An 18,247-nucleotide genomic window follows, 5' to 3' on the forward strand; every position below is an offset into this window, starting at 1 on the left:
GCGGGGCTTCCAGCGTCTCACCAAAAAGTTTGACGGTCAACACGATCACGCCCTGTATCGGTGGACGGCCCGTTCCCCGCAAGGGAATGGGAGATCGTCCTCACCTTCGAGCGTTCCACGAATGACCACACTCGGCAACGTATGCGCAGTTCCGGCGGTGTGTAGATGTGATCAGTACACGATCAACGGATCGCGAACCCGTCGTAACCGCCTCGCGGAATTCCCCAGATCTCGGTCACTCCGTCCACCCTCCCGGGCGTGTCGGCGGACCGCAGCCAGTCGAGCAGCCGGTGGCAATTCTCACGTTGACCTTCGGCGACCACCTGTACCCGACCGTCGTCGAGGTTCAGCGCGAAGCCCACGAGGTCGCCGATCTCCAGCGCATTGGCCCTGGTGAACCACCGGAAGCCCACTCCCTGTACCCGGCCGCGTACCCAGGCGGTCACTCGGACATGTTCGTTCATGCGTGAACGCTAACCGGGCGGTCGAATTCAGGTCACCTCACCCCCTCCCCACCATGGGCTACAGTCGCGCCTCAATGCCTCACCCATTTGGGTGAGTAACGGTTGATCTTGGAAGGTGCAGCCGATGGGACGCCACCGACTCCCCGCGCCGCAACACGACGGCCGCCGCGGCAAGCGCGGCGGCACCGCCGTGCGTACCGGTCTGCTGGGCGCCTGCGTGGCAGTGGTCCTGGGGACCGCGGCCGTGACCACCGGCCTGGTGCCGGTCGGCGGCAGCTTCCCCTACGTCGGCCGGAGCGCGGACACCAAGGCCGAGGCCAAGGGCGCCCAGCACGACGACGGCGGCGGCTCGGGCGACGCGAGCGGCCAGGGCGGCCTGGCGAACCTTTCCGGCCGTTCGCCCGATGCCCCGCCCTCCCCGTCCGGGAGCCCTTCCGCCTCACCCTCGCCGTCGCCCTCGGCTTCGGCCTCGCCGAGCCCTTCCGCCTCCGCTTCCGCGTCGGCCTCGGCCTCGCCCTCCCCCACGCCGTCGGCGAAGGCTCCGCGGACGCCCGTACCGGCGCCGCCCAAGCCGAAGCCCGCCGACCCGCCGCCCGCGAAGCCCTCGGTGCCGACCACCGGCGGGGACTCCGCCGAGGAGGCGGCCGTACTGGCGCTGGTCAACCAGGCCCGGGCGCAGGCGGGCTGCGGTCCGGTGCGCCAGAATCCGCCGCTGGCCGCCCTCGCCGGTGCGTTCAGCAAGGACATGGCCGTCCGCGGCTTCTTCGACCACACCGACCCCGACGGGAAGACCCCGTGGGACCGCGCCTCCGCCGCCGGGATCACCAGCCTCGGCGGCGAGAACATCGCCCGCGGGCAGGGCGACGCCGACTCGGTCATGAAGGCGTGGATGGACAGCCCGGGACACCGGGCCAACATCCTCAACTGCGAGTTCCGCACCCTCGGCGTCGGCGCGTACCTCGCCTCCGGCGGCCCCTGGTGGACCCAGGACTTCGGCTTCTAGTCCCGGTCACGGCTCCGACGCCTCGCCGGAACCCCGGCGAGGCGTCGGAGCCGCGCGTCAGGCGGTGGCCGCGACCGCGGCCACGGCCGCGCGGCCCGCGAGGAAGACACGGGTCGTCTCGGCGACGCGGCGGCCGAGGTGCTCGGCCGTCAGCAGGTCCGCCTTGTGCACGCCCTCGACGCCCTGGTCCGCGTTGCTCTGCGCGGCGGCGCCGCTGGAGAACCCGAGGCGGTTGATGTCGTTCTCGGAGCCGGTGCTGGAGTTCCAGCCCGGCTTCAGGCCCAGGTTGATCCAGCTCATGCCGTGCTGTGCGGCCAGCGTCTGGAAGAAGCCCAGGGTGCCGGACTTGTCGCCGCTCTTGGACGCGGAGTTCGTGAAGCCCGCACCCAGCTTGTCCTGCCAGGCGTTGGCGAACCAGCGCTTCGAGGAAGCCTCGGCGAAGACATGGAAGGCGCCGGAGGCGGTGCCCATGTAGGTCGGGGAGCCGAAGACGATCGCGTCGGAGGCGTCCAGGAGTTCCCACTGGGCGTCGTCGATCTCGTCGACCTTGATCAGGTGGACGGTCGCACCGGCATCGGCGGCGCCGGCGCGGACGGCCTCGGCGACAACGGCGGTGTGCCCGTATCCGGAGTGGTAGGCGATCGAGACGACGGGGGCGGGGAGGGCAGTGGACACGGTGGATCTCCTCTGGAACGTGGTGGTGCGTTGGGAGAAGAGAAGCACTAACTTTTGGAAAGCGCAAGCTTCTAGTTAGCGCTGCGCGAGAGTATCCTGTGGGTCATGGAGACCCCTGCCTGTACCGAGAGCGCCGCATCAGCCGGACTGCCGTTCGACGTCTTCGCGCGCGACTGCCCCTCCCGGGAGACCCTGGAGCACGTCACCGGGCGCTGGGGCAGCCTGACGGTCGGCGCCCTGTACGACGGAGCGCGCCGCTTCAACGAACTGCGCCGCCGGGTCGACGGAGTGAGCGAGAAGATGCTCTCCCAGACCCTGCAAGCGCTGGAGCGCGACGGCATCGTGCACCGCGAGGCGCAGCCGACGAACCCGCCGCGCGTCGACTACGAGCTGACCCCGCTGGGCCGGGAGATCGCCGAGCGGCTGCTGTCGCTGATCCACTTCGTCGAGGGCAGCATGACCCCGGTCCTGGCCGCCCGGCAGAGCTACGACGAGAGCCGCGGCGGGCGCTGACAGCGCGGGCAGAAGTAGCTGGACCGGTTCATCCACGGGCGGCGGCGCATGGGGGTGCCGCAGCGCCTGCACCGTTCGTCCTCGCGTCCGTAGGCGTCGAGCGAGCGGTCGAAGTAGCCCGACTCGCCGTTCACGTTGACGTAGAGGCTGTCGAAGCTGGTGCCGCCGACGGCGAGGGCCGCGTTCATCACGTCCCGGACGTGGCCGAGGAGTTCCTGGCTCCGGGGGCGCGTGAGGGTGCCGGTGGGGCGCTCGTAGTGCAGCTTGGCGCGCCACAGCGCCTCGTCCGCGTAGATGTTGCCGATGCCGCTGATCAGGGACTGGTCCAGCAGCGCCCGCTTGAGCGTGCTCCGCTTGGCGCGCAGCGCCGCGTGGTAGCCGGCCTCGTCGAAGGCGGGGTCCAGGGGGTCGCGCGCGATGTGCGCGATGACGTCGGGGAGCCCGTCCGGGGCGTCGGCGACGGTCTGGTGCAGCGACAGCCCGCCGAAGGTCCGCTGGTCGACGAAGCGCAGCTCGGTCCCCGCGTCGTCCGCGAAGCGGACCCGGATGCGCAGGTGCTTCTCGTCGGGGGCCCCGGTGGGCTGGACCAGCAGCTGGCCGCTCATGCCGAGGTGGGCCAGTACGGACAGGTCCTCGTCCAGGGGCAGCCACAGGTACTTGCCGCGCCGCTGCGGGGCGCCGATGGTCCGGCCCGCGAGGCGCGCCCCGAAATCGGCGCCGCCGCCGGGGTGGCGGCGTACCGCACGGGGGTGCAGGACCTCCACGGAGCCGACGGTCCGCCCTGCCACCCATCGCGCCAAACCGCGCCGCACGACTTCGACTTCGGGCAGCTCGGGCACGGTTGTCTCCTCCGGAGGGGCGGTCTTTCTCGGCTCGCTCCGAGCCTACCGCCGGGCCCGGAAACGGGTCCGCCCGCCTCTGCCGGAGCAGGGGCGGGCGGGGAAACTCCCGAAGGAAGGTCAGGCGGTCGGCGTCGGGTCGGCGGGCGTCGGCGCCCCGCCGTCCTCGGCCGGAGCCTCGGCGACAGCCGGTGCGGCGGCGGCAGCGGCTTCCGCCGCGATCCGCTCGTCCGCGGCGGCGCGGATGCCGCGCCACGCGGACTCCGCAGCCTGCTGTTCCGCTTCCTTCTTGCTGCGGCCGGTGCCGGTGCCGTACGAGACACCACCGACGCGAGCAGCAGCGGTGAAGGTCTTCTCGTGGTCCGGTCCGGTCTCGCTGACCAGGTACTCGGGTACGCCGAGCCCCTCGGCCGCGGTCAGTTCCTGGAGACTGGTCTTCCAGTCCAGGCCTGCGCCGAGGTTCGAGGACTTCTCGATGAGCGGGTCGAAGAGCCGGTGAACCAGCTCCGAGGCCGCGTCGAGGCCCTGGTCGAGATAGACCGCGCCGATCACCGCTTCAAGGGTGTCGGCGAGGATGGAGGCCTTGTCCCGGCCGCCCGTGCCTTCTTCGCCCCGGCCGAGCCGGATGAAGAGACCGAGTTCGAGCCCGCGCCCGACCTCCGCCAGCGCACGCGAATTGACCACAGCGGCCCGCAGTTTGGCCAGTTGGCCTTCCGGCAGGTCCGGGTGGGTCCGATAGAGCGTGTCCGTGACCACCAGGCCGAGCACGGAGTCCCCGAGGAACTCCAGCCGCTCGTTGGTGGGCAGACCGCCGTTCTCGTACGCGTACGAACGGTGGGTCAGAGCACGCACCAGAAGGGCGGACTCGAGGTGATACCCGAGCCGCCCTTCCAGAAGCGTGTGGGACGAGGCCGCGTTGTTCGTGTCTGCCTGCGTTTGGCCGCCGGCAAGCTCAGACATTGCGCCTCTCACCAGCCGCTCAGACCTCGAGGACCTGGCGCTTGTTGTAGGTGCCGCAGCTCGGGCACGCAATGTGCTGGAGCTTCGGCTCCTGGCAACGCTCGCACGAAACCAGGGTGGGGACCGCAGCCTTCCACTGCGACCGGCGGTGGCGCGTGTTGCTGCGCGACATCTTCCGCTTCGGAACAGCCACGGCTACTTCTCCTGCTTCTCGGCGGCGCGCTGGACGTCAGATGCGGCGCCGCTCATGTTGTCCTTCTCGTCGTCCTGATCGGTCACGACGAGTCCTTGCAACGCCGCCCAACGAATGTCGGTGGCGTCATGGTGGTGGTCCGGGTCGTCGTTCAGACTGGTCCCGCATTCGGGACACAGTCCGAGACAGTCCTCCCGGCACACCGGCTGCAGCGGCAGTGCGAGCACCACCGCGTCACGCAGCACTGTTTCGAGGTCGAACAAGCCGTCCTCGATGAAGAGCATGTCCTCATCATTCTCAACGTCGTCGCCCGGTTCCGTTTTCACACGGCCCCGGTCGTCGGCGTCAGGGTACGAGAACATCTCCTGGAAGTCCGCCTTGAGCTCGCGCTCCACGGCCTCCAGACACCTTACGCACTCTCCGGCGGCCAGTGCACGGGCGGTGCCTGTGACAAGCACCCCTTCCATGACCGACTCCAGCCGGAGCTTCAGCTTCACCGGCGCGCCTGCCGGCACTCCGATGACGTCGGCGATACCGAAGTCCGCCGGCGCCGCGACCTCGCGGGTCAGCCGCAGCAACGCACCAGGACGCCGACCCAGCTCGTGCGTGTCGAACACGAGGGGGTTGCGGTGATCGAGGTGGGTGTTCAGGGCTGGTCCTGCTTTCAGAAATCGCTGAGCTGTTTGCCGCTTGCGGGCAGCAAGGATCGCAGCGCATACGCGCGACCGAAGAGCCAGGATACCCGCCGCTTCGCTCTGAGCCCAATCCGGGCCGGGGCGAGGACGGGGCATCCCTCAGCCGCAGCTCAGCGGCCCTGTTCGTACTGGCGCAGCTGGTCCAGGTTGATCATGCTGGTGTCGAAGAGGCTGGTCTCGTCGAGGGCCTGCTGCCCCGACTGCGGGTGCCCGGTCTGCTGGTGGCCCGGCTGCTGGTGGCCCGGCTGCTGGTGCCCGGTCCGCTGCTGCGACTGGCCCTGCTGCTCGTAGGCCGCGTACGGGTCCGGCTGCCGGGCGTGCTGCTGCTGGTACGCGGCGTACGGGTCCGGCTGCTGCGGGGTCTGCTGGTAGCCGTAGGCGTCCTGGTAGCCGTACCCGTCCGGCTGGTGCGCCGGCTGCGCGGGCGGCTGCTGGTAGGCGTAGGCGTCGTAGACGGGCTCCTGCGGCGTCTGGGACTGCTGCTGCGGAATGACCGCCACCGGTTCCGCCAGACCGGCCAGGAAGTCCGCGTCGCTCGTCGTGTGGGCCTGCCCGCCCGCCGCGTCCTGGGCCGCCATGTGCGCGCCGAGCTCGTCCGTGGGCGTCCGGCCGGTCAGCTTCTGGCGGCCCCGGCCGACCGCCTCCAGGGTCTTGGACAGCACCGCCTCGAAGGTCGCCAGCTTCGTGTCGACGTAGGCGTCGGCCTGGCGGCGCTGGGTCTCGGGGTCCTGGCTGCGCTCCGGCGCGTCCGCGTCCGCGAACCCGTGCTCGTCCAGCCCGGGCCCGCGCCCCAGCAGCTTCTCGCGGCCCCGGTCCACGGATCCGATGGTCTTGGAGAGGACCACCTCGAAGTTGGCGAGCTTGCTGTCGACGTAGTCGTCCGCCTCGGCGCGGATCTCCTCGGCCTCCCGGCGGGCCTCCGCCAGGATCCGGTCCGCCTCGCCCTGCGAGCGCCGCGCGACCTCGGTGTCGGAGACCAGCGAGCCCCGCTGGGCGTGCGCGGACTCGATGATCCGGTCCGCCTCGCGGCGGGCCTCCTCGACCATCTGCTCGCGCCCGCCGATCAGCTCCCGCGCCTGGGCGAGCGAGCCGGGCAGCGCCTGGCGCACCTCTTCGAGCTGCGCCAGCAGCTCGGCCCGGTTGATCACGCACGAGGCGGACATGGGCATGGACCGGGCTCCGCCGACCGACGCGACGATCTCGTCGAGCTTCTTCTGCACGTCCACGGTGGCTCGCACTCTCTCGGCCTCAGGCGTTTCCTGAGACGGACGGGTCGACTGTACGGCCACCGGGTGGCCCGCCGACAGCGAGTCGCGCGGCGTCAGTTGCCGCGCAGCCGCTCCATGAGCTTGGTGTGGACGAAGGCCGGCAGCAGGTGGGAGACGTCGCCGCCCCAGGTCGCCACCTCCTTGACCAGCGAGGAGGAGAGGAAGCTGTAGGTCGGGTTGGTCGGCACGAAGAGCGTCTCGACCCCGGTGAGGCCGATGTTCATCTGGGCCATCTGGAGCTCGTAGTCGAAGTCGCTGACCGCGCGCAGCCCCTTGACGATGGCCGGGATGTCGCGCTGCTTGCAGAAGTCGACGAGCAGTCCGTGGAAGGACTCGACCTCGACGTTCCCGTAGTCGGCGGTGGCCTCGCGGATCAGCTCGATCCGCTCCTCGATGCTGAAGAGGCCCTGCTTCGACTGGTTGATCATCACGGCGACATGCACGACGTCGTAGAGCCTGGCGGCTCTGCCGATGATGTCGAGGTGTCCGTTGGTGATGGGGTCGAACGACCCCGGACAGACGGCGCGGCGCAACTGCGGTCCCTCGCTCTCCGGTGCGGGCATCATGACTCTTCGCAGGTGTTGGCGGCGCGACCGTACCAAAGGGTGCCTTCGCCGTACCGCCGGGAGCGGAGCGGCTCGAAACCGTCGGGCCAGGGGAACGCACCGCTTCTGGTGCTGCGTTCCACGGTGACGAGCGCATCGTCGGTGAGCCAGGCATTCGACCGGAGTGTGAGCAGGATCTCGGCAAGATCGCCGTGCGCGACCTCGTACGGCGGGTCCAGGAAAACGATGTCGTACGGCTCCCCCGACGCCCGGACCGCCACGATCTGCTCCGCCTTGCCCGCCCGGAACTCGGCTCCCGGCAGGCCCAGCGTCGCGATGTTCTCGCGGATCGCCTTCGCGGCCTTGGCGTCGGCCTCGACGAGCAGAGCGTGCGCGGCGCCGCGCGAGAGGGCCTCCAGAGCGACCGCGCCGGAGCCGCCGTACAGGTCGAGGACCCGGGCCCCCTCGACTCCGTGCAGCGACTCCCAGGTGGAGAAGAGGCCTTCGCGCATCCGGTCGGAGGTCGGCCGGGTGCCGGTGCCGGGCGGCACGGCGAGGCGTCGTCCACCGGCGCTGCCGGCGATCACGCGGGTCATGTGGGGGTCCTTCGCTCAGGGAATGCTCGCGGCTCCACGATAGGACCTCCCGCACGGACCCTCCTGGTCAGCCCTTCTCCAGGTACTGCTCCCGCTCGGTGTCGAGCAGCGCGTCGAGCGCGGTCAGCAGACCCGGCAGGCCGGTCAGCCCGGGGTCCTCGGCGACGACCCGGGCGGCCTCCTCGCGGGCCTGCGCGATGACCTCCTCGTCCTCGATGACGGACAGCATCCGCAGCGAGGAGCGCACGCCGGACTGGGCCTGGCCGAGGACGTCGCCCTCGCGGCGCTGTTCGAGGTCGATCCGGGAGAGCTCGAAGCCGTCGAGGGTGGCGGCGACGGCGGCGAGCCGGGCCCGCGCGGGGCTGGCCTCGTGCATCTCGCTGACCAGCAGGCACAGCCCGGGGGCGGAGCCGCGCCCGACGCGGCCGCGCAGCTGGTGCAGCTGGGACACCCCGAACCGGTCCGCGTCCATGATCACCATGACGGTGGAGTTCGGTACGTTCACCCCCACCTCGATGACGGTCGTGGCGACCAGCACCTTCACCTCGCCCGCCGCGAAGCGCCGCATCACGGCGTCCTTGTCGGCCGGGTCCATCCTGCCGTGCAGCACTTCGACGGACAGCCCGGCGAGCGGGCCCTTCGCCAGCTGCTCGGCGATCTCCAGCACGGCGAGCGGCGGGCGCTTGTCCCCGTCCTCCTCCGCCGCGGCCTTCTTCTTGGCGGCCTTGGGGTCGTCCTCGCCGTCGCCGATGCGCGGGCAGACCACGTAGGCCTGGTGCCCCTTCTCGACCTCTTCGCGGACCCGCTCCCAGGCCCGGGTCAGGAAGTGGGGCTTGTCCTTGGCGGGCACGACATGGGTGGCGATCGGGGAGCGCCCGGCCGGGAGCTGGTCCAGGACGGAGGTCTCCAGGTCGCCGAAGACCGTCATCGCGACGGTGCGCGGGATCGGGGTCGCGGTCATCACGAGCAGGTGCGGGGGCTGCTTGCCCTTGGAGCGCAGGGCGTCGCGCTGCTCCACGCCGAAGCGGTGCTGCTCGTCGACGACGACCAGCCCGAGGTCGTGGAACTTGACCTTGTCCTCGATCAGGGCGTGGGTGCCGATGACGATCCCGGCCTCGCCGGTGATCAGGTCGAGGAGCGCCTGGCGCCGGGCCGGGGTGCCCATGGAGCCGGTGAGCAGCACCACCTTGGTCCCCCGGTCGGAGCCGCCGAGCAGCCCGGCCTCGGCGAGGTCGCCCATCATCTCGGTGATCGAGCGGTGGTGCTGCTGGGCGAGCACCTCGGTGGGCGCGAGCATCGCGGCCTGTCCGCCGCTGTCGACGACGGCGAGCATCGCGCGCAGCGCGACCATTGTTTTTCCCGAGCCCACCTCGCCCTGGAGGAGGCGGTGCATGGGGTGGTCGGTGGCGAGGTCGTCGAAGATCTCGCGGGAGACCGTGACCTGGCCGTCGGTGAGGGTGAAGGGGAGCTTGGCGTCGAAGGCGTCCAGCAGGCCGCCGGGGGCCGGGCGGCGCGGGACGGCGGGGAGCAGGGTGTCCGCGTGCCGGCGGCGGGCCAGGGCGACCTGCAGGACGAAGGCCTCGTCCCACTTGAGGCGTTGCCGCGCGGCTTCGACGTCGGCCTTGGTGCGCGGCCGGTGGATCCCCAGCAGGGCTTCGGTGAGCGGGAGCATCCCACGGCCCTCGCGCAGCGCGGGCGGCAGCGGGTCCACGGCCTCCTGGGCGCTGGGCAGGACCGCGTCGACCGCCTTGGCGATCTTCCAGGACTCCAGCTGCTTGCAGGCCGGGTAGATCGGGATCAGCTGCTGGGCGAAGGCGTCCACGGCGTCGGCGGTACTGGCGTCCACGCCCAGGGGTTCGTAGGCGGGGTGGGCGAGCTGGAGCTTGCGGTTGAACATCGAGACCTTGCCCGCGAACATCGCGCGGCTGCCGGGGAGCAGGTCCTTGTGCGGTTTGTGGACGCCCGCGCCGAAGAAGACGAGTTGGAGGCGGCCGCTGCCGTCGGTGATGGTCACCTCCAGCCGCTTGCCGCGCCCGCCGTTGAAGGTGAGGACGCGGGCGTCGGCGACCTGGGCGACGACGGTGACGTGCTCGTCGATCTGGTCGGCCAGCTCCGCCAGCGAGGTCAGCTCGCCGCGCTCGGCGTACCGGCGCGGGTAGTGGTGCAGCAGGTCCAGGGCCGTGTGCAGGCCGAGCTGCTCGGCCAGCACCTTGGCGGTGGCGGGGCCGAGGGTCTTCTTGAGGTCTTCGTCGAGCGCGGGCACCCGTTCATTGCACACCATGCCGGTGACAACGGGGGTGTCCGACCCCCGGCCGGCCGCCCTCCGCTGCCCTGTCCCGGCCCGCCCGGCTACTCGACGCCGATCAGCAGGGGCGCGGAGTACCGCCCGCCGCGGTAGGTGACGGTGTCCACGGCCAGGTGCCCGTGCTGTACGTACGCCTCCAGACGGGCGGCGAGCGCGTCCGGCACCTCCGGTCCCAGGACCAGGGTGACGAGTTCGCCGCCGGAGCCCAGCATCCGCTCCAGGACGGCTTCGGCGGTCTCCTCCAGCCCGGAGCCGATGACCGCGACGTCCCCGTCGATGAGCCCGAGGACGTCCCCGGCCTGGCAGATGCCGGCCGAGGTGAAGGACTGCCGCTCGGCGATGGCCAGTTCGCCGTGGCGGGTGGCTCCGGCGGCGGCGGTCATGGCGACCACGTCCTCGTCGAAGGTGGCGTCGGGGTCGTGCACGGCGAGGGCGGCGAGGCCCTGGACGGCCGACCGGGTGGGGACGACGGCGACCCGTACGCCGTCGGCGCGCGCCCGTTCGGCGGCGGCCACGGCGGCCGCGCGCTGTTCGGCGCCGCCGGGCAGCAGGACCACCTCGCGGGCGTGGGCCCGCCGGACGGCGGCGGCGATCTCGGCGGCGGCGGGGGGTTCGCCGGGCAGGACGAGCACGGTGGTCGCGCCCGCCTCCTGGCAGAGCCCGGCCAGTCCCTCGCCCTGGACGACGGCGACCACGGCCCGCTGGGCGCGCTCGGTGCGGGCGCGGCGCCGCTCGTCGCCGAAGTGGGTGATGCGGATCCGGTACGGCCGTCCCGCGACCACCCCGGCCTCCACGGCGGCGCCGGGATCGTCGACATGGACGTGGACGTTCCACAGCCCGTCCCCGCCGACGACCACCAGCGAGTCCCCGAGCTGGTCCAGCGTTTCGCGCAGCCCGTCGACCGCCGCGTCCGGGGCCTCCAGCAGGTAGATCACCTCGTACCCGGGCCCGTCCGGCTCCTCGGCGCAGGGCTCCGCCGGAGCCGGTACGGCCACGGCCCGCCCGCGCACCGGTTCCTGGGCCACCTCCTGGCCGGACAGGGCCTGCCACAGCGCCCCGAGCACGGCGACCACGCCGCAGCCCCCCGCGTCCACGACCCCGGCCCGGCCCAGCGCGGCCAGCTGCCCCGGGGTCTCGGCCAGGGCGGCGCGGGCGCCGTCGTAGGCGGCGCGGGCCACGTCGACGGCGCTCCCGGCGGCCGCCTCGGCGGCTTCGCCGGCCCGCGCCGCGGCGGCGGCGACGGTGAGCATGGTGCCCTCGACGGGGTGCGCGACGGCCTGGTACGCCGATTCCGCGGCCCGGGTCAGGGCCCCGGCCAGCAGTCCGCCCGACGTGGTCGCGCGGGGTTCCCCGCCGAGTACGTCGGCCACCCCGCGCAGCAGCTGCGCGAGGATCGTTCCGGAGTTCCCCCGGGCGCCTATGAGGGCTCCGTGGGCGTAGGCGCGTACGGCCACGGCCAGCGAGGCCGGACCGTCCCCGGCGGCGTCGGCGCCCTCCTGGACCTCACCTCCGGCCCCTGTGCCCTCGCTCACATCCGCCGGGTTCCCGAAGGCGGCTTCCAGCGAGCGGGAGGCCGAGCAGGCGGTCAGGTAGAGGTTGGTCCCGGTGTCGGCGTCGGCGACCGGATAGACGTTGATCGCGTCGATGTCCTCGCGGGCCCGGCCCAGTGCGGTCAGGGTCAGGGAGCTCCAGGTGCGCACCGCGGCGGCGTCCAGGGTGAGCGGCTCGTGCGGCACCGGGTGTTCCTCCTTGGGCGGGCGAGGGTTCACCGCAGGGTAACGAAGGGCGGGCCCGGCGGGGGGTGCACCCGGGGCGGGGCCCGTGGTGGCCATGGTAGTTTTCTTGGACGGACGCAGTCGTTGTATGCTGCTCCGGTTGCCCGATGAGAGTCGGGCCATTCCCCCGGCAAACCACTTCAGATCTCTGATTCCGGTGCGCCGGTTTCACTGTAATTGCATCTGAAGTCTTTGGAGTGACCTGTGGCTGCCAACTGCGACGTTTGCGCCAAGGGGCCGAGCTTCGGCAACAGCATCTCCCACTCGCACCGCCGCACCTCGCGTCGCTGGAACCCGAACATCCAGCGCGTCCGTGCCGTGGTCAATGGGACGCCGAAGCGCCTCAACGCCTGCACCTCGTGCATCAAGGCCGGCAAGGTCTCGCGCTGACGCCTTCCGTCGTCGTAAGCGCAGCCCTTCCGGTTGCCAAAAAGGCCGGTCCACCTCGGTGGACCGGCCTTTTGCCTTGTCATGAGCGGTTTCGGCCGCCCCGGAATCGCTTCCGGGGCGGCCGTACGTCGTTACCGGGACCGCCAGGCGTGGTCCACCGGGCCGATGCCGGCACCGAGGGCGAAGCCGGCCGCGACCGCGCCCGTGACGTAGTCCTTGGCCGCGGTGACCGCCGCCGGGACGTCCAGCCCCTTGGCCAGGCCCGCCGCGATCGCGCTCGCCAGGGTGCAGCCGGTGCCGTGCGTGTGCCGGTTGTCGTGGCGGGCGGCGCGCAGCCACAGCTCCGTGGCACCGTCGCTCAGCAGGTCCACGGCCTCGTGTCCGGCCGCGAGGTGGCCGCCCTTGATCAGGGCCCAGCGCGGCCCGTGTCCGAGGACCGCGTCGGCGGCCCGCCGCATGTCGTCCTCGCTCTCCACCCGTACGCCCGTGAGCTGCGCCACTTCGTCGAGGTTCGGGGTGGCCACGGTGGCCCGCGGCAGGAGCTGTGACCGTACGGCCTCCAGCGCGGACGCGGCGAGCAGCGCGTCCCCGTGCTTGGAGACCCCGACGGGGTCCACCACGGCCGGGGCCGCGGTGTCCGCCAGCAGCGCGGCCACGGTCTCCACGAGGACCGCGGAGGAGAGCATGCCGGTCTTGACCGCCCCGACCCCGATGTCGTCCACCACGGCCCGGTACTGGGCCGTCACGGCCTCGGGGGGCAGCTCCCACACCCCGCGCACCCCGAGGGAGTTCTGGGCGGTCACGGCGGTGACCACGCTCATCCCGTGCACCCCGAGGGCCAGCATGGTCTTGAGGTCGGCCTGGATGCCCGCGCCGCCGCCGGAATCGGATCCGGCGACGGTCAGGCACAGCGGTGGCGCACCGCTCATCGCGGGAGTTCCTGCGGGTCGGGCCCGAAGTGGTCCCAGCCGCCGGTGCTGGTCCAGGGCGCGCCGTCCACGGTCACCTGGGGCAGCGCGGAGCGGTTGAGCACCTCCCCGATGACCTTCCAGCGGGCCGGGAGCTTCACGTCCGGCGGGAAGGTCGCCACGATCGCGTGGTCCTCTCCCCCGGTGAGGACCCACTGGAGCGGGTCGACGCCGACGGCCTGCCCGATGTCGTGCATCTGGGTCGGGATGTCGACGGCGGCCGAACGCAGGTCGATGCGGACCTTGCTGGCCTCCGCGATGTGCCCGAGGTCCGCGACGAGGCCGTCGCTGACGTCGGTCATGGCGGTGGCGCCGAGTCCGGCGGCCGCGGGGCCCGCGTGGTACGGCGGCTCGGGCCGCCGGTGTGCCTCGACGAAGGCCCGCGGGGAGCGGAACCCCCGGGAGAGCACCGCGAATCCGGCCGCGGACCAGCCGAGCCAGCCGGTGACGGCGACGACGTCGCCGGGCCGGGCGCCGGAGCGCAGCACGGGGTCGTGGTTGCGCAGGTCGCCGAGGGCGGTGATGGCCACGGTGATGGTGTCCCCGCGGACGACGTCCCCGCCGACCACGGCCGCGCCCGCGACCTGGCATTCGTCGCGCAGCCCGTCCATCAGCTCGGTCGGCCAGGTGACCGGCAGTTCGGCCGGTACGACGAGGCCGAGCAGCAGCGCCGTCGGCACCGCGCCCATGGCGGCGATGTCGGCCAGGTTCTGCGCCGCGGCCTTGCGCCCGACGTCGTAGGCGGTGGACCAGTCGCGCCGGAAGTGCCGTCCCTCCAGCAGGATGTCCGTGCTGGCCACGACCCGCCGGTCGGGCGCGGACACGACCGCGGCGTCGTCGCCGGGCCCGAGCCGGACCGCCGGGGTGGTGGTCAGCCGTGAGGTCAGCTCTTTGATGAGCCCGAACTCCCCCAGCTCGCCGACAGTGCCCTTCATCGCTGTGCTCCTTCTGGCCCAGTCCGCTCGCGGTCGCGAGCCGTCCCAGCTCTGGGTACCGTCAACTGATACGTCAACTTCTGCTCTCCGTACGCCCCGCTGCGCGTGGCGCCGGGCCCCCGGGTCTCCCCGTGGCGCGCGGCGACGCGGTACCGTGGCGTCCCTTTCTCCCCGGGACCGGGACACCCCTCCCGAAGATTAGGGGAAATGATCCTCGCGGCCGCTCTGGAGGTTCCGTGGTACAGGCGTACATCCTCATCCAGACCGAGGTGGGCAAGGCATCGGTGGTGGCCGAGTCGATCGGCCGGATCCAGGGGGTGATCCAGGCCGAGGACGTGACGGGGCCGTACGACGTGATCGTGCGCGCCCAGGCCGACACCGTGGACGAACTCGGCCGCATGGTGGTCGCCAAGGTCCAGCAGGTGGAAGGAATCACCCGCACCCTGACCTGCCCGGTCGTCCATTTGTAGCCCCCGTCTACTCTTGGCCGGTGATGTCCCTCCACCGCCGGCCCGTCCGTCTGCTGGCCCTGCCCGCCCCGATGGCCGTACTCGCCGTGGCAGTCCTCGCGGGCTGCTCCGGGGGTACCGCCCGGGCCCGGGTCGATCCCCCGCCCGCGCCGCCCGCCGATGTCGCGGGGCTCTGTGCCACGCTGCACGAGGGGCTCCCCGAAACGGTGGCCGGCCTGGAGCGGACCGACACCGCACCGCGTTCCGACCTGACCGCCGCGTGGGGCGGCTCGGCGATCGTACTGCGGTGCGGTATCCCCAAGCCCCCCACGATGTCGGATCCGTCGCAGGACGGCGTCGAGGTCAACGGTGTGGGGTGGCTGCTGGAGCCGCTCAAGGACGGCGGTTTCCGTTTCACTTCCGGGCTGCGGCTCGCGTACACCGAGGTCACGGTGGACAAGGAGCACGCCAAGGACACCGGTTTCCTGGTGCCGCTGTCGGCCGCCGTGAAGAAGTCGGTGCCCGAGGGCATCTCCTCCTACTGAGAACCGCCCGCCGGATCATGACCCGGCGGGCGGTCGCTCGTACGTCGTCCCGTACTGCGGTGTCGGCTAGCGCAGCCCGGTGGAGCGGCGCAGGGCCGCCTGGAGCAGGCGGTCCACCAGCTCCGGGTACTCGATGCCGCTCTCCTGCCACATGCGCGGGTACATGGAGATGGGGGTGAACCCCGGCATCGTGTTGATCTCGTTGATGACGAAGGTGCCGTCCTCCGTGAGGAAGAAGTCGGCGCGCACCAGGCCCTCGCAGGACGCGGCCTCGAAGGCCTCGATCGCGAGCCGCTGGACCTCGGCGGTCTGCTCCGGGGTCAGCGGGGCGGGGACCAGGCCGGAGGCGGAGTCGATGTACTTCGCCTCGAAGTCGTAGAAGTCGTGGCTGGAGACCGGCGGGATCTCGGCGGGCACGCTCGCGCGCGGACCGTCCTCGAACTCCAGCACTCCGCACTCGATCTCGCGGCCGCGCAGCAGCGCCTCCACGATGACCTTCGGGTCGTGGCGCTGGGCTTCCTTGAGGGCGTCGTCGAGGCCGGACGGGTCGTCGACCTTGGTGATGCCGATGGAGGACCCGGCGCGGGCGGGCTTGACGAACAGCGGCCAGCCGTGTTCGGCGGCGAAGCCCAGGATCTTCGCGCGGGCGGCGCTCTCGTCCTGCTCCCACTCGCGGGGGCGGATGGTCACGTACGGGCCGACGCGCAGCCCGAAGGAGGTGAACACCCGCTTCATGTAGTCCTTGTCCTGGCCGACGGCCGAGGCGAGGACGCCCGAGCCGACGTACGGGATGCCGGACAGTTCGAGGAGGCCCTGGAGGGTGCCGTCCTCGCCGTAGGGGCCGTGCAGGACGGGGAAGACGACGTCGACCTCGCCCAGCGCCTTGGGCACGGCGCCGGGTTCGGTGTAGACGACCTCGCGACTGGCCGGGTCGACCGGGAGCACCACGGCGCCCTCGGCGGATTCGGACAGCTCCTCGACGCTGGGGAGCCGGCGGTCGGTGATGGCCATCCGCTCGGGCTCGTCGGCCGTCAGGGCCCACCGGCCGTCCGCGGTGATGCCGATGGGCAGCACCTCGTACTTGGACCGGTCGATGGAGCGCAGAACCGCGCCCGCAGTGACGACCGAGATGGCGTGTTCGGAGCTGCGGCCGCCGAACACGACGGCCACACGCGGCTTGCGACCCTGCTGGTCAGGGCTCTGGGAGGAGTTCTGGCTGCTCATATCGGTCCGAGAGTACCCGGTCCGCGTACCGGAACGGAGTCAGCGGCGTTCCGGTTTGGCACTGCGGCCCATGAGTTCCTTCAGCGCGACCAGCGGCGGCTTGCCGTGGTGGACGATGTCGACCACGGTGTCCGTGATGGGCATGTCCACTCCGTGGCGGCGCCCCAGGTCGGCCACCGATTCGCAGGACTTGACCCCCTCGGCGGTCTGCCGGGTGACCGCGATGGTCTCCTCCAGGGTCATCCCGCGGCCGAGGTTGGTGCCGAAGGTGTGGTTCCGGGAGAGCGGCGAGGAGCAGGTGGCGACCAGGTCGCCGAGGCCCGCGAGGCCGGAGAAGGTGAGCGGGTCGGCGCCCATCGCCAGGCCCAGCCGGGTGGCTTCGGCCAGGCCGCGGGTGATCAGGGACCCCTTGGTGTTGTCGCCGAGGCCCATGCCGTCGGCGATGCCCACGGCGAGGCCGATGACGTTCTTGACGGCGCCGCCCAGCTCGCAGCCGATGACGTCGGTGCTGGTGTACGGGCGGAAGTACGGGGTGTGGCAGGCGGCCTGCAGGCGCTGGGCGACGCCCTCGTCGACGCAGGCGACCACGGCGGCGGCGGGCTGCCGGGCGGCGATCTCGCGGGCCAGGTTGGGCCCGGTGACCACGGCGACGCGCTCGGAGGGGACCTTGGCCACCTCTTCGATGACCTCGCTCATCCGCTTGGCGCTGCCGAGTTCGATGCCCTTCATCAGGGAGACGAGCACGGCGCCGGCGGGGAGCAGCGGGGCCCATTCGGCGAGGTTGCCGCGCAGGGTCTGGGAGGGGACGGCGAGGACGACGAAGTCGGCGCCGCGGGCGGCCTCGGCCGCGTCGGTGGTGGCGCGCAGGTTCGCGGGCAGCTCGACCCCGGGGAAGTAGTCCGGGTTGGTCCGGCCGGTGTTGATGGCGTCGACCACCTCGGCGCGGCGGCCCCACAGGGTCACCTCGCAGCCGGCGTCGGCGAGGACCATGCCGAAGGCCGTGCCCCAGGAGCCGGTTCCGAACACGGCCGCCTTGACGGTGGGCGTCACTTGCTGTCCTCCCCCGCGGCCTTGCGCCGCTGTTCCACCCTGGCCTTGCGGTGGTCGTACGGCTGCGCGGGAGCGGTCTCTCCGCGCAGTTCCTCCAGCAGCTCCGTGATGGCCGCCATGATGACTTCGGTGACGGCCTTGAGGACGTCGGGGGTGGGCTCCAGACCGTGGAACTCGGAGAGGTCCACGGGCGGTCCGGCGAGCACCTGGAGGGTCTTGCGCGGGAAGAGCCGGACCCTGTTCTCCTTGGCGTACGGCGGCACCGCGAGGTTCGCGCCCCACTGGGCCACCGGGATGACGGGGGCCTTCGTCAGGAGGGCGACCCGGGCGGCGCCGGTCTTGCCGGCCATGGGCCACTGGTCGGGATCCCGGGTGAGGGTGCCCTCCGGATAAAAGGCCACGCATTCCCCCCGCTCGATCGCGGCCACGGCGGCCCGGAATGCGTCCAGGGCGTTGGTGGTCTCGCGGTAGACGGGGATCTGGCCGGATCCGCGCAGGATCGAGCCGACAATCGGCACCTTGAAGAGGGCGGCCTTCGCGAGCAATCGGGGCACCCGGCCGGTGTTGTACTGGAAGTGCGCGTAGGAGAGCGGGTCCAGATACGAGTTGTGATTGACGGCGGTGATAAATCCGCCCTCGGCCGGAATGTGCTCCATTCCCCGCCAGTCCCGCTTGAAGAGCAGTACCAGCGGCGGCTTTGCGATGACCGCCGCCAGGCGGTACCAGAAGCCGATTCTGCGGCGGGACACTCGGACACCTTCCTCTAGGACCGGGTGCGCGCCTTGGGCACCTGGCCGGGACAAGTCTCTCCCCGGGTCCGGTCTCTGTCGAGAACACCGTACGCCCCGCTCGCGC

21 protein-coding genes are annotated in these 18,247 nt (G+C 71.8%); 5 read left to right on the plus strand and 16 right to left on the minus strand.

The genetic code is table 11. From position 1 onward, the window contains the following. Positions 1-182: 182 nt before the first annotated feature. Positions 183-464: an acylphosphatase gene (locus ABT084_RS09420; protein ID WP_283459998.1), complete on the minus strand. Its 282-nt coding sequence runs from the start codon at positions 462-464 to the stop codon at positions 183-185. A gap of 124 nt (positions 465-588) precedes the next feature. Here ABT084_RS09420 and ABT084_RS09425 point away from each other — a divergent pair, with 124 nt between their 5' ends. Then, positions 589-1,467: a CAP domain-containing protein gene (locus ABT084_RS09425; RefSeq protein WP_351040029.1), complete on the plus strand. Its 879-nt coding sequence runs from the start codon at positions 589-591 to the stop codon at positions 1,465-1,467. 57 nt (positions 1,468-1,524) lie between these two features. On the opposite strand, the gene ABT084_RS09430 is transcribed toward ABT084_RS09425, so the two are convergent. Then, entirely contained in the window at positions 1,525-2,142 is a 618-nt protein-coding gene (locus ABT084_RS09430) for a flavodoxin family protein (protein WP_351040031.1), read from the minus strand. Positions 2,143-2,247: 105 nt separating this feature from the next. On the opposite strand from ABT084_RS09430, the gene ABT084_RS09435 reads away from it, so the two are divergent. Beyond that, positions 2,248-2,655 (plus strand): winged helix-turn-helix transcriptional regulator, encoded by a 408-nt coding sequence (locus tag ABT084_RS09435; protein WP_351040034.1) that lies wholly within the window; start codon positions 2,248-2,250, stop codon positions 2,653-2,655. Here ABT084_RS09435 and mutM read toward each other — a convergent pair. The 9 genes from mutM to ABT084_RS09480 all read right to left on the minus strand — a co-directional run bounded on the left by mutM (position 2,628) and on the right by ABT084_RS09480 (position 11,888). Further along, positions 2,628-3,494: a bifunctional DNA-formamidopyrimidine glycosylase/DNA-(apurinic or apyrimidinic site) lyase gene (gene mutM / locus ABT084_RS09440; RefSeq protein WP_351040037.1), complete on the minus strand. Its 867-nt coding sequence runs from the start codon at positions 3,492-3,494 to the stop codon at positions 2,628-2,630. The two genes, ABT084_RS09435 and mutM, sit on opposite strands and share 28 nt — an antisense overlap. A 120-nt stretch (positions 3,495-3,614) precedes the next feature. Further along, positions 3,615-4,454, minus strand: a complete 840-nt coding sequence (gene rnc / locus ABT084_RS09445; RefSeq protein ID WP_351040040.1) for a ribonuclease III — start codon at positions 4,452-4,454, stop codon at positions 3,615-3,617. Between the two features lie 19 nt (positions 4,455-4,473). Next, the gene (gene rpmF, locus ABT084_RS09450; RefSeq protein ID WP_003965982.1) at positions 4,474-4,647 is read right to left on the minus strand and encodes a 50S ribosomal protein L32; all 174 of its coding nucleotides are present in this window, start codon (positions 4,645-4,647) and stop codon (positions 4,474-4,476) included. Between the two features lie 2 nt (positions 4,648-4,649). Further along, on the minus strand, positions 4,650-5,297 hold the full coding sequence (locus tag ABT084_RS09455) for a YceD family protein (RefSeq protein WP_351040123.1): 648 nt from the start codon (positions 5,295-5,297) through the stop codon (positions 4,650-4,652). A gap of 155 nt (positions 5,298-5,452) precedes the next feature. Next, positions 5,453-6,568 (minus strand): cell division initiation protein, encoded by a 1,116-nt coding sequence (locus ABT084_RS09460; RefSeq protein ID WP_351040126.1) that lies wholly within the window; start codon positions 6,566-6,568, stop codon positions 5,453-5,455. Between the two features lie 95 nt (positions 6,569-6,663). Then, positions 6,664-7,143: a pantetheine-phosphate adenylyltransferase gene (coaD, locus tag ABT084_RS09465; protein ID WP_351040129.1), complete on the minus strand. Its 480-nt coding sequence runs from the start codon at positions 7,141-7,143 to the stop codon at positions 6,664-6,666. A 29-nt stretch (positions 7,144-7,172) separates the two neighbouring features. Beyond that, entirely contained in the window at positions 7,173-7,751 is a 579-nt protein-coding gene (gene rsmD / locus ABT084_RS09470; protein WP_351040043.1) for a 16S rRNA (guanine(966)-N(2))-methyltransferase RsmD, read from the minus strand. A 67-nt stretch (positions 7,752-7,818) separates the two neighbouring features. Further along, on the minus strand, positions 7,819-10,032 hold the full coding sequence (recG, locus tag ABT084_RS09475; RefSeq protein WP_351040045.1) for an ATP-dependent DNA helicase RecG: 2,214 nt from the start codon (positions 10,030-10,032) through the stop codon (positions 7,819-7,821). A gap of 68 nt (positions 10,033-10,100) precedes the next feature. Continuing rightward, entirely contained in the window at positions 10,101-11,888 is a 1,788-nt protein-coding gene (locus ABT084_RS09480) for a DAK2 domain-containing protein (protein ID WP_502968879.1), read from the minus strand. A 147-nt stretch (positions 11,889-12,035) separates the two neighbouring features. Here ABT084_RS09480 and rpmB point away from each other — a divergent pair, with 147 nt between their 5' ends. After that, positions 12,036-12,221, plus strand: coding sequence for a 50S ribosomal protein L28 (gene rpmB, locus ABT084_RS09485; RefSeq protein ID WP_073911113.1), 186 nt, complete (start codon positions 12,036-12,038; stop codon positions 12,219-12,221). Between the two features lie 131 nt (positions 12,222-12,352). Here rpmB and thiD read toward each other — a convergent pair whose 3' ends face one another. Both thiD and ABT084_RS09495 read right to left on the minus strand, forming a co-directional pair. Next, on the minus strand, positions 12,353-13,150 hold the full coding sequence (thiD, locus tag ABT084_RS09490; protein ID WP_351040050.1) for a bifunctional hydroxymethylpyrimidine kinase/phosphomethylpyrimidine kinase: 798 nt from the start codon (positions 13,148-13,150) through the stop codon (positions 12,353-12,355). Continuing rightward, positions 13,147-14,124: a thiamine-phosphate kinase gene (locus ABT084_RS09495; RefSeq protein ID WP_351040052.1), complete on the minus strand. Its 978-nt coding sequence runs from the start codon at positions 14,122-14,124 to the stop codon at positions 13,147-13,149. The genes thiD and ABT084_RS09495 overlap by 4 nt, the downstream gene beginning before the upstream one ends. Positions 14,125-14,360: 236 nt before the next feature. Here ABT084_RS09495 and ABT084_RS09500 point away from each other — a divergent pair, with 236 nt between their 5' ends. Continuing rightward, complete coding sequence (locus tag ABT084_RS09500) at positions 14,361-14,594, plus strand: Lrp/AsnC ligand binding domain-containing protein (protein WP_351040055.1); 234 nt, start codon at positions 14,361-14,363, stop codon at positions 14,592-14,594. Between the two features lie 23 nt (positions 14,595-14,617). After that, complete coding sequence (locus ABT084_RS09505; protein WP_351040058.1) at positions 14,618-15,118, plus strand: DUF3515 domain-containing protein; 501 nt, start codon at positions 14,618-14,620, stop codon at positions 15,116-15,118. A gap of 66 nt (positions 15,119-15,184) precedes the next feature. Here ABT084_RS09505 and ABT084_RS09510 read toward each other — a convergent pair whose 3' ends face one another. The 3 genes from ABT084_RS09510 to ABT084_RS09520 are packed head-to-tail and all read right to left on the minus strand — an operon-like array spanning position 15,185 to position 18,141. Then, positions 15,185-16,342, minus strand: coding sequence for a D-alanine--D-alanine ligase family protein (locus tag ABT084_RS09510; RefSeq protein WP_351040060.1), 1,158 nt, complete (start codon positions 16,340-16,342; stop codon positions 15,185-15,187). A gap of 39 nt (positions 16,343-16,381) precedes the next feature. After that, on the minus strand, positions 16,382-17,392 hold the full coding sequence (locus ABT084_RS09515) for an NAD(P)H-dependent glycerol-3-phosphate dehydrogenase (protein ID WP_351040062.1): 1,011 nt from the start codon (positions 17,390-17,392) through the stop codon (positions 16,382-16,384). Then, entirely contained in the window at positions 17,389-18,141 is a 753-nt protein-coding gene (locus ABT084_RS09520) for a lysophospholipid acyltransferase family protein (RefSeq protein WP_351040064.1), read from the minus strand. Before ABT084_RS09520 ends, ABT084_RS09515 begins: the two co-directional genes overlap by 4 nt. Positions 18,142-18,247: the final 106 nt, after the last annotated feature.

This window comes from Streptomyces sp. NPDC002138, from assembly GCF_040296485.1.
Lineage (GTDB): Bacteria > Actinomycetota > Actinomycetes > Streptomycetales > Streptomycetaceae > Streptomyces.